6 protein-coding genes are annotated in these 9,138 nt (G+C 74.0%); 1 reads left to right on the top strand and 5 read right to left on the bottom strand.

The window, feature by feature from the left end; genetic code table 11:
* Both ACNFOC_RS45350 and ACNFOC_RS45355 read right to left on the bottom strand, forming a co-directional pair.
* Positions 1-995, bottom strand: a 995-nt coding sequence (locus tag ACNFOC_RS45350; RefSeq protein WP_416964854.1) for a sensor histidine kinase, incomplete at its 3' end; no start/stop codon positions are given.
* A gap of 17 nt (positions 996-1,012) precedes the next feature.
* The gene (locus ACNFOC_RS45355) at positions 1,013-1,681 is read right to left on the bottom strand and encodes a response regulator (RefSeq protein ID WP_416964849.1); all 669 of its coding nucleotides are present in this window, start codon (positions 1,679-1,681) and stop codon (positions 1,013-1,015) included.
* A 256-nt stretch (positions 1,682-1,937) separates the two neighbouring features.
* On the opposite strand from ACNFOC_RS45355, the gene ACNFOC_RS45360 reads away from it, so the two are divergent.
* On the top strand, positions 1,938-3,188 hold the full coding sequence (locus ACNFOC_RS45360) for a DUF418 domain-containing protein (RefSeq protein WP_416964850.1): 1,251 nt from the start codon (positions 1,938-1,940) through the stop codon (positions 3,186-3,188).
* A gap of 72 nt (positions 3,189-3,260) precedes the next feature.
* Here the strand turns inward: ACNFOC_RS45360 and ACNFOC_RS45365 are convergent, their stop codons facing one another.
* The 3 genes from ACNFOC_RS45365 to ACNFOC_RS45375 form a co-directional block, all read right to left on the bottom strand.
* Complete coding sequence (locus tag ACNFOC_RS45365) at positions 3,261-6,215, bottom strand: AfsR/SARP family transcriptional regulator (RefSeq protein WP_416964851.1); 2,955 nt, start codon at positions 6,213-6,215, stop codon at positions 3,261-3,263.
* A gap of 64 nt (positions 6,216-6,279) precedes the next feature.
* On the bottom strand, positions 6,280-7,116 hold the full coding sequence (locus ACNFOC_RS45370) for an alpha/beta fold hydrolase (protein ID WP_416964852.1): 837 nt from the start codon (positions 7,114-7,116) through the stop codon (positions 6,280-6,282).
* A gap of 35 nt (positions 7,117-7,151) precedes the next feature.
* Positions 7,152-9,138, bottom strand: a 1,987-nt coding sequence (locus ACNFOC_RS45375) for an ATP-binding protein (RefSeq protein WP_416964853.1), incomplete at its 5' end; no start/stop codon positions are given.

A 9,138-nucleotide genomic window follows, 5' to 3' on the forward strand; every position in this document is an offset into this window, starting at 1 on the left:
GGGACAAGAGTCTGCGGGCGCTGCTCGCCGACGGGGCGAAGGGCGCCGTCCCGGTGGTGGATGCGGACGGTCGCGGTGGCGCCGGGGGCGTGTTTGCGGACGTTGGTGAGTGCCTCCTGGATCGTGCGGTAGACGGCGCGTTGGAGGGTGGGCGGGAGTCCGTCGGGCAGGTCCGTGTCCAGTTCGGTCTCGATGCCGCTGGTGCCGATCAGCTGGCGCAGGTCGGCGAGGGAGGGCTGGGGCGTGAGTTCGGTGGGGCGGATGCCGGAGGCGCGCAGGACGCCGACCATGTGGCGCAGTTCTTCCAGGGTCTGCACGCTGAGCCGGCGGATCGTGGCCCCGGCCGCTCTGGCCTCGGCGTCCGGGCTGCCGACCTGGAGTGCGCCGGCGGTCACGGCGATGAGGCTGACCTGGTGGGAGACAACGTCGTGCATCTCGCGGGCGAGTTGGGCGCGCTCCTTCGCCAACACGGCCTGGGCGCTCAGTAGTTGTTCCTGCTCGCGGGCCTCCGAGATCTCCGCGAGCCGAAGCGTCAACTCGCGCCGGGCCTGGACGAGTTGGCCGAGGAAGACGGGAGCGGCGGCCGTGGCGAGGGTATAGGTGAGGTGGACCAGGCTGTAGGTCTCGTCGAGTTCGTCGACGTCGAGGGACGTCCACGGCCAGGGCATGAAGTCGACGGTCGCGAAGGCCAGCGCGCAGCCGATCAGCAGCGCGCGGTGGCGGCAGAGCGAGGAGAGGGTGTAGAGCGCGGCCATCGTGGCGAACGCCGCGTCGCCGATCAGGGCGGAGGGGAGCGTGAGGGCGAAGGCCAGCAGCGGCCGGTGGTGGCGCAGGGTGAGAGCCAGAGCGGCGAGCAGGCCGTAGGCGGTGGCCGGGTGGTTGTCGCTGTCGAGGTTCACCCACAGGTCCAGCAGTGCGACGCAGACCAGCAGCGCGTCCAGCAACAGGGCAGGCGGGCGGCGGGAGTTCGGCCGGGGACCCGGCCGCGGGTTCATCGGGCGGCTCTGCGGGTTCATCGGGCGACTCCGTCCCCGGGCGGCCTGAGCAGGCCCGCCCGTTCCGCGACCAGTGCGGCTTGCACACGGTTGTCGACCCGCAACTTCTCGAACACGGCGCTGACATGGCCTTTGACGGTGCCGGTGCTCAGGTGCAGCCGGTCGCCGATGTCGGTGTTGGACAGGCCCTCGGCCATCAGCGCGAGGACGGCACGCTCGCGGCCGCTCAGCAGGGCGACGAGTCGGACGGCGTACGGCTCGCGCCCGCCCTGGTCGAGGAAGCCGTCCACCACCGTGCGTACGACCTGCGACGACAGCACGGTTCTTCCCTCGGCCAATGCGCGTATCAGACCGGGCAGTTGCTCGGGGTCGGTGTCCTTGAGGAGGAAACCGGCGGCGCCGGAGCGCAGCGCCGCCTCGACGTATTCGTCGGTGTCGAATGTCGTCAGCATCGCCACCACGGGAGGGTCCGGCAGCCGGCGGAGTTCGGCCAGGACGGTCAGCCCGTCCACGTCGGGCATCCGGATGTCGAGCAGGACGACGTCGGGGCCCAACTCCCGTACGGCCAGGACGGCTTGACCGCCGGGGACCGCCGCCACGGCTCCGATGCCGTCCGCGGCGTTGAGGATGTGGGTGAAGCCGGTGCGGACGAGAGCCTCGTCGTCGACCACAAGTACCCGGATCATGCGCGCTCCGCTCCTCAACTGCCTGTCGTACGAGGGAACTGCCTGTCGTACGAGGGAACTGCCTGTCGTACGAGAGAACTGCCTGTCGTACGAGGGGTAGCACGCAGACCCGCGCCCGCCCCCGGGAACCGGTTCGGCTCCGGCCTCTCGTCGGCTGGGACCATCCGGTCGGCCGGTGCGGTTCCGGCCGGTCGGCGGGCCGGCTCCGGACGGTTGCCGGGTGTGCCGGTCCCCGCGGTCCGCGAATCCTGATGGCATGACACACGACGCATCGCCGTCCGCACCGGCAGCCGCGTTACCCGGGCGGCAGCCGGTCCCCTCCGACGCTCCAACGACCGGGCGGCTGATCGGTATCGACCTGGCGCGTGGACTCGCCGTCCTCGGCATGTACTCCGCCCACGTCGGCCCCGACGTCACGGTCGGCGGCCCCGTCGGCTTCCTGCTGGAGACCGCGCGCGGCCGCTCCTCCGCCCTGTTCGCGGTACTCGCCGGGTTCTCGCTGATCATCATCACCGGCCGCCCCCGGCCCCGGACCGGCCGCGCCGGCCGCCAGGCGGTGACGAGGATCGCGATCCGCGCCGCGGTCCTGCTGGCGCTCGGCTACGCCCTGACCGCCCTGGACACCGAGGTCGAGGTGATCCTCAGCTGCTACGGCCTGCTCTTCCTGACCGTGCTCCCGCTGCACCGGCTGCGCGCCGCGGCACTCGCGCGGATCGCCGCCGCCGGGGCGCTGATCCTGCCCCAAGTCCTGTACGCCGTACGGAAGTCCATCGAGGACGGCGTCTGGGCGGACGCGGTCGTCCAGGCGGACCCGCTGGCCCGGATCAGCGGCACGGACGGCGTCGTAGAGCTGCTGTTCACCGGCTCGTACCCGGTCCTGACCTGGGCGCCGTTCCTGATCGCGGGCATGGCCGTGGCCCGGCTCGACCTCACCCGGCCCGGGATCCGGTCCCGGCTCGCGCTGACCGGCGGTGCGCTCGCCGTCCTCGGCTACGGGGGCTCCTGGCTTGCCCTGCGTCTCGTCCCGCACGCGCTGACCGTCATCGCGGCGGCCACGGGCGGCGGTTCGGCGTCGTCGGCCTGGTGGTCCGACACGGTCGGCGAACCCGAGAACGGCACACCGCTCGCCTGGCTCCTGGTGGCCGCACCGCACAGCCAGACGACCCTCTCCGTCCTCGGTAACACGGGCGTCGCCCTCGTGGTGATCGCCGGGTGCCTGACCGTCGCCGACCGGATGCCCCGCCTCACCCGGCTGGCCACACCCGTCTCGGCGGTCGGCGCGCTGGCGCTGACCGCCTACGTCCTGCACATCGTCGCCCTCTGGCTCCTGACCGACGTCTGGCCCGTGGCCGCCGTAGAGGACGAGACGATGTCCGGACTGCCGGCGCTCCTCGCCTTCATCACCGCCGCCATGCTGCTGGCCACCGCGTGGACCCGTCACTTCAGGCGCGGGCCCTTGGAACACCTGCTGCATTTGGCCACCCGGCCCGCGCGCCACATCACGTAGCTTCCGGCAGACCACCACCATGCCCGGTCAACTCCTGGATGCCGCCGAGGAGTTGCTGAAGCGGCTGCGCCCCTAGGTCGTGTCCGGCGGGTGTGGTTCGGGGACCGCGCCGATCCTCGGCGCGGACACCTCGTCGCCCAGGGCGAGGATCCTGGCGCGCAGTTCCGCCGCGGCCGTGGGGTCGGTCGGGGCCAGCAGGTGCAGGGCGCGTTCCCAGACGGTGCGGGCGGCGCCGGGGTCGCCGGTGGTGACGTAGGTGTCGCCGAGGTGGCGTAGCGTCCCGGCCTCGCTGAAGGTGTCGCCGACCTCGCGGTAGAGCCGTAGCGCGCACTGGTAGCAGGCGATGGCCTGTTGGTGTTCGCCCAGGTGGTGGCGGGCGATGCCGAGGCTGTCCCAGGTGCCGGCCTCGGCGTAGCGGGTCCCGTCCAGGCCGTCGAGCGCGGTCAGGGTCTCCTCGAAGTGGGCGGCGGCCCGGCGGTGGTCGCCCCGCAGCGCGTGGGTGCAGCCCAGGGCGTGCAGGGCGCTGGTCTCCGCGACCTGGTCGCCGACGGCCCGGTAGAGGGCGAGTGCCCGGCCGGCCGCGTCCAGCGCCGCGTCGTGGTCGCCGAGCCGGTCGAGCAGCCAGCCGTGGCTGCGGTGGGCGTGGGCGAGGCCGCGCGGGTCGTCGAGTTCGGTGAACAGGTCGAGGGAGTGCCGGATGTGGACGCGGGCGTCCTCGTACCGTTCCAGACGGGCCGAGGCGCGGGCCAGGCCGCGGTGCAGATGCGCCTGCGCGGTGCGGTGGCCGTCGCGTACCGCCGCGTCGAGACCGGCGCGTTGCAGCGCGGCGGACTCGTGCCAGTGGCCCTGCCGGTCCATGAAACGCTCCAACGTCCAGGCCAGCCGCCACAGATGGCCGTCGTGGCCGTACTGTGCCGCGGTGGCGGCGAGCGCGTGCAGCACCCTCCGCTGGGCCGTGTACCAGCGCAGCGCCTGCCCGTCGTCGGCGAAGGACTCGGGGCGGGCGCCGTCCGCCGCCTCGGTCAGTGAACTGGCGCTCCACCAGGGGGAGTAGAGCCGTCCGGCGGCGTGCGCGGTGTGCAGGTGGTGGTCGAGGAGCCGGCGCACGGCCGCGTCCCGCTCGGCCGGCCCCTCGTCCCGCGCCGCGCGCTCCATCGCGTACGTCCGCAGCAGGTTGTGGCAGGTGTAGCGGCCGGGCGTGTGTTCCGTGAGGAGGTGGACGCGGACGAGTTCGGCCAGCAGCCGGCGGACCTCCTCCGGGGCGGCGGCCGCGACGGCCGCCGCGGCCGGCACCGTGACGTCGGGACGCGGGTGGAGCGACAGCAGCCGCAGCAGCCGCGCGGCCCCCGGGCTCAGCGCGCGGTAGGACCACGACAGGACCGCTCTCACGTCACCGGCCGGGTCGGGGTCCGCGAAGGCGTCCAGGCTGTCCCGGGCCTCCCGCAGGTCGGCGGCGATCGCGGCCAGCGGGAAGGCGGGACGGGTGGCCGCCCGGGTGGCGACGACGGCCAGGGCCAGTGGCAGCCCACCGCACCGGGCGATGATCTCCGCCACCGCGTCCGGCTCGGCGGAGACCCGGTCGGCGCCGAGCCGGCGTACGAGGGACTCCCGGGCCTCGGCGATCGAGAGCCGGTCCAGGGCGAGGGGATGCGCGGCCTCGGCGGTGACCAGACCGAAGAGGCGGTCCCGGCTGGTGACGACGACCAGGCACCCCGGGCTGCCCGGGAGCAGTGGACGGACCTGTTCGGAGTCCAGCGCGTTGTCCAGCAGGATCAGCACGCGGCGCCGGGCGAGCAGGCTGCGGTAGAGCCCGGTCTGTGCGTCCGTCCCGGTCGGCATCCGCTGCGGCGGCACCCCGAGCGCCTCCAGGAAGCCGCGCAGCGCCTCGCCCGGGTCCGTCGCCGCCCCGCCGGGGTCGAAGCCGCGCAGGTTGACGTACAACTGCCCGTCCGGGAAGCGGTGGGCGACGCGGTGCGCCCAGCGCACGGCCAGCGTGGTCTTGCCGATGCCGCCCATGCCGCTGATCGCGGCGATCCGCATCCCCGGCACCTCCTTCGCCGACAGCTCCGCCAACTGGGCCAGTTCCGCCCGTCGACCGGTGAAGGCACCGAGTTCCGAGGGCAGTTGGGTCGGCCGCGCGAAGGGATCGGGCGCTGGGCGCCCCGCCGGTGCGTCGGGCACCACGGACAGCCTGGCGGGCTGCGCACGCGTGGGCGCCGGAGAGCCCGGAGAGCCCGAAGAGCCCGGAGCCGCGGGCTTCGCCGGGGCACCCTCGCGCAGCACATCCTCCTGCACGGACCGCAGTTCGGCCCCGGGCTCCACGCCCAACTCGGAGGCGAGCACAGCCCGTACCCGCTGCCAGGTGTCGAGCGCCGCCGCCCGCTGCCCGGTGGCCGCCAGGGCGCGCACGAGGTGAGCCTGGAGCGGCTCGTCCAGCGGATGCTCGGCCGCGGCCCGGTGCAGCACGGCGAGCAACCGCCCGACCGCACCCGTACCCGCCCCCACGTCCGCGGCCTCCTTGACCACCCCCAGATGCTCGCGTTCCAGGGCGTTGAACGCGGGGTGCGAACGCGCCTCCACGGGGACTCCGGTGGCGACTGTTCCGGTACGCAGGTTCAGCGCCTCCAGATAGAGCGCTACGGCGGCCTCGGCACCCCCGGCCTCCCTCGCCCGCCGCACCAACTCCCGGAACCGCAGCACGTCCAGGGTCTCCGGCGACGCGTTCAACCGGTAACCGCCCGCGTCCCGGACCAGCCACCGCCCCGTCGCCCGCATCGGCAACTCCGGCTCCAGCAACCGCCGGAGCACACCGACATGCCGGTACACCGCGTTGGCGGGCGAGCCCGGCGGCGCCTCGCCCCACAGCGCGAGCTGCATCTCCTCCATGGCCACCGGACGCCCCGCGTGCGCCATCAGCAGGGCCAGCAGCAGGCGTTGCTGGGCCGCGCCGAGCGGCACCTCCCCGCCGTCGCGCCACACGCGTACCGGTCCCAGGACCGCGAACCGCATCGTCACCGTCGTAGTCATCACTCGTGCGCAGTCCCCGTCGTCATTCCCGTGCGCAGCCCCCGTGCGGATGTCCCGCGGCCGGTCAGGCGGCCGGCAGCCCGTCTATCCAGCCCAGCACCAGCGCGTTGAACTCGGCCGGCCGCTCCTGGAACAGCCAGTGACCGACCCCGTCGAGCACCACCGACGCGCTGTACGGGTGCGGGCTCAGCGACTCCTCCCAGTCCCCGTCGATCCCCTTGGCCTTGAGGGAGTCGGCCGCCGACAGCGACAGCACGGGGCAGGCGCGGCGCGCCAGATACGTCTCGACGCCGGGCCGCACGGTCAGCGCGACGGCGCTCTCGTCGAACAGGCCGTGGAAGACGTCCCGTACGGTCATCGGGTCCATGCCGAGGATCCGCCTGCGGTGCCAGACGCGCAGGGCGTCCGCCTCGGGGCCGGCCGTGGCGGTGTTCTCCAGGCCGCCGAGGATCGCGGCGGCCGAACCGACCGGGTCCGGGACGCGGAAGGCGGCGGCGAGCTGCGGCGCGAACTGCGCCTCGAAGCCGTAGGAGGGATCCACGGTGACCACCGCCCGTACCAGGGACGGGTGTTCGACCGCGAGGACGGAGCCGACGAGCCCGCCCAGCGAGTGCCCCACGACGACCACCGGACCGGCGTCGATGTCGTCGATCAGCTCCACCAGGTCCGCCGCGAACTCCCGCGGACGCTGCCCGCCCGTCAGCCCGGACGACCGGCCGTGACCGCGCAGGTCGGGCACGATCACCCGGTGCCGCGCGGCGAACGCCCCGATCTGCGCCGACCAGTCGTGCGAGTCGCAGGTCGCGCCGTGCACCAGCAGCAGGGTCTCGCCCGCCCGGTCCCCGGTGGGCCCCTCGTCGGTGTGGAACAGCCGGTTTCCGTTGATCACGCTGTACGTCACTGCACACGCTCCTCGCGCAGGAAGGTCGTCGAAGTTCACTGGCCCCGTGGGCCGTTCGAAGGTGGCGGGAGCGTAGGCAGGGCGCAGTGGACGAAGTGTGCCTGGCTTGTGACCGCGCTTTCGGCTGCTGAGATCTTCCGCGCCACCTCGGCCGCCCAGACCGGATCGAAGGAGTGGAGCGCGGTGTGCGCCTCACGCCAGGTGCCGAGCGCGTCCGCGGGGTGGCCGGCCGCGTGCTGGGCGTCGCCGATCCGGTCGAGCACACAGGCCTCGTTGAACAGGTCGCCGACCTCCCGGAACAGGTCGAGCGCGCGCCGGTGACAGGCCACCGACCGTTCCGGGCGGCCGAGTTGGCCGTGCACATGGCCGAGGGTGTCCCACGTGTACCCCTCGGCGAGACGGATCCCCAGGTCCTGGAACAGGGCGAGTGCCCGGTGCGCGTGCGTGAGGGCACGGCGGCCCGCGCCGAGACCGGCCTCGCTCCAGGCCGTGGCCACGAGCACGTCGGCCTGCCCCCTTCGGTTGCCGGACTCCAGGTAGAGACCCAACGCCGGGGCGAGCGCTTCGAGCGCGTCCTCGTGCCGGCCCTGACGGACCAGCAGAGCCCACAGGGACAGCCGCGCCTGCGCCTGCCCGTCGGCGTCCCCGAACGCGGCGAACTCGCCCAGAGAGGCGTGGAGTTGGTCGTACGCCTCGGTGTAGTGCCGCAGCATCATGCAGGCGCGGCCGAGCCCGCGGTGCGCCTGGGCGAGGGCGACGGGGTCGGCCAACCGCCGGGCGGACTCCAACGCGGCGCGCTGGAGGGCGAGATACTCCGGCCAGTGACCGTGCCGCTCGTGGAAACGCTCCAGCGTCCAGGCCAACTGCCAGACGTGGGCGTCGAATCCGTACTCGACGGCTTGCGCGAAGGCGCCGAGGAGCGCGGGCCGCTCGGCGGTGAGCCAGGCGAGGGCGGCGGCCTCGTCGGCGAGCGGCCGGCCTCGTACGGCGGACCCGACGGGAGTGATCACCGAGGTCGGCGGATCGAAGAGCAGCGCGGCGGCGTGCGCCGTACGCAGGTAGTGGTCGAGCATCCGGCGCACGGCCGCCCGGCACTCGTCCCCGCTCTCGGTGGCGTGGACGAGCTCGGTGGCGTACGCGCGCAGCAGGTCGTGGCAGCCGTACCGGCCGGGCGAGCGCTCGGTCAGCAGATGGGCGTCGGTCAGCTCGTCGAGCAGGGCGCGGGCCCGTGCGACCGGCTCGCCGGCGAGGGCGGCCGCGGCGTGGACGGTGAGCTCGGCACCCGGATGCAGGGACAGGAGCCGGAAGAGCCGGGCGGCGGGCACACCGAGCGCTTCGTACGACCACGAGAACACCGCGCGTACGTCGGTCGCGGGATCGGCGTCCCCGAACGCGTCGAGCCCGCCGTGCGCCGCCCGCAGCTGTCCGGCCAGTGCCGCCAGCGGGAAGGCGGGGTGCGCGGCGGCACGGGCGGCGACCATGGCCAGGGCGAGGGGGAGCCGCGCGGTGAGCGTCACGATCTCCGACACCGCCTCCGGTTCGGCGGCCACCCGCGCGCCACCGATCCGCAGCGCCAGCGCCGAGCGGGCCTCGGCCGGGGTGAGCACGTCCAGGGGGAGCGGGTGGGCGCCGTCGGCGGAGACCAGTCCGGTGAGCCGGTTGCGGCTGGTCACGAGCACCAGACAGCCGGGCGCACCGGGGAGCAGCGGCCGGACCTGCGCACCGTCGCGCGCGTTGTCCAGCAGAACCAGCACCCTGCGGCCCGCCAACAGGCTGCGGTACAGGGCGGCCCGGGCGTCGAGCCCGTCGGGTATCCGCGCGGCCGGTACGCCGAGGGCTTCCAGGAATCCCCGCAGGGCGTCCTGAGGATGCGCGGGCCCGGCGGCGGGCGCGAAGCCCCGGAGGTTGACGTACAACTGCCCGTCCGGGAAGCGCCCGGCCACGTCGTGGGCGAGATGCAGGGCGAGGGTGGTCTTGCCGACGCCGGCGGGGCCGGTGATGGTGCTGATCGCGGTGGGGGGC

Origin of the sequence: Streptomyces colwelliae (genome assembly GCF_048158785.1) — a bacterium.
GTDB lineage: Bacteria > Actinomycetota > Actinomycetes > Streptomycetales > Streptomycetaceae > Streptomyces.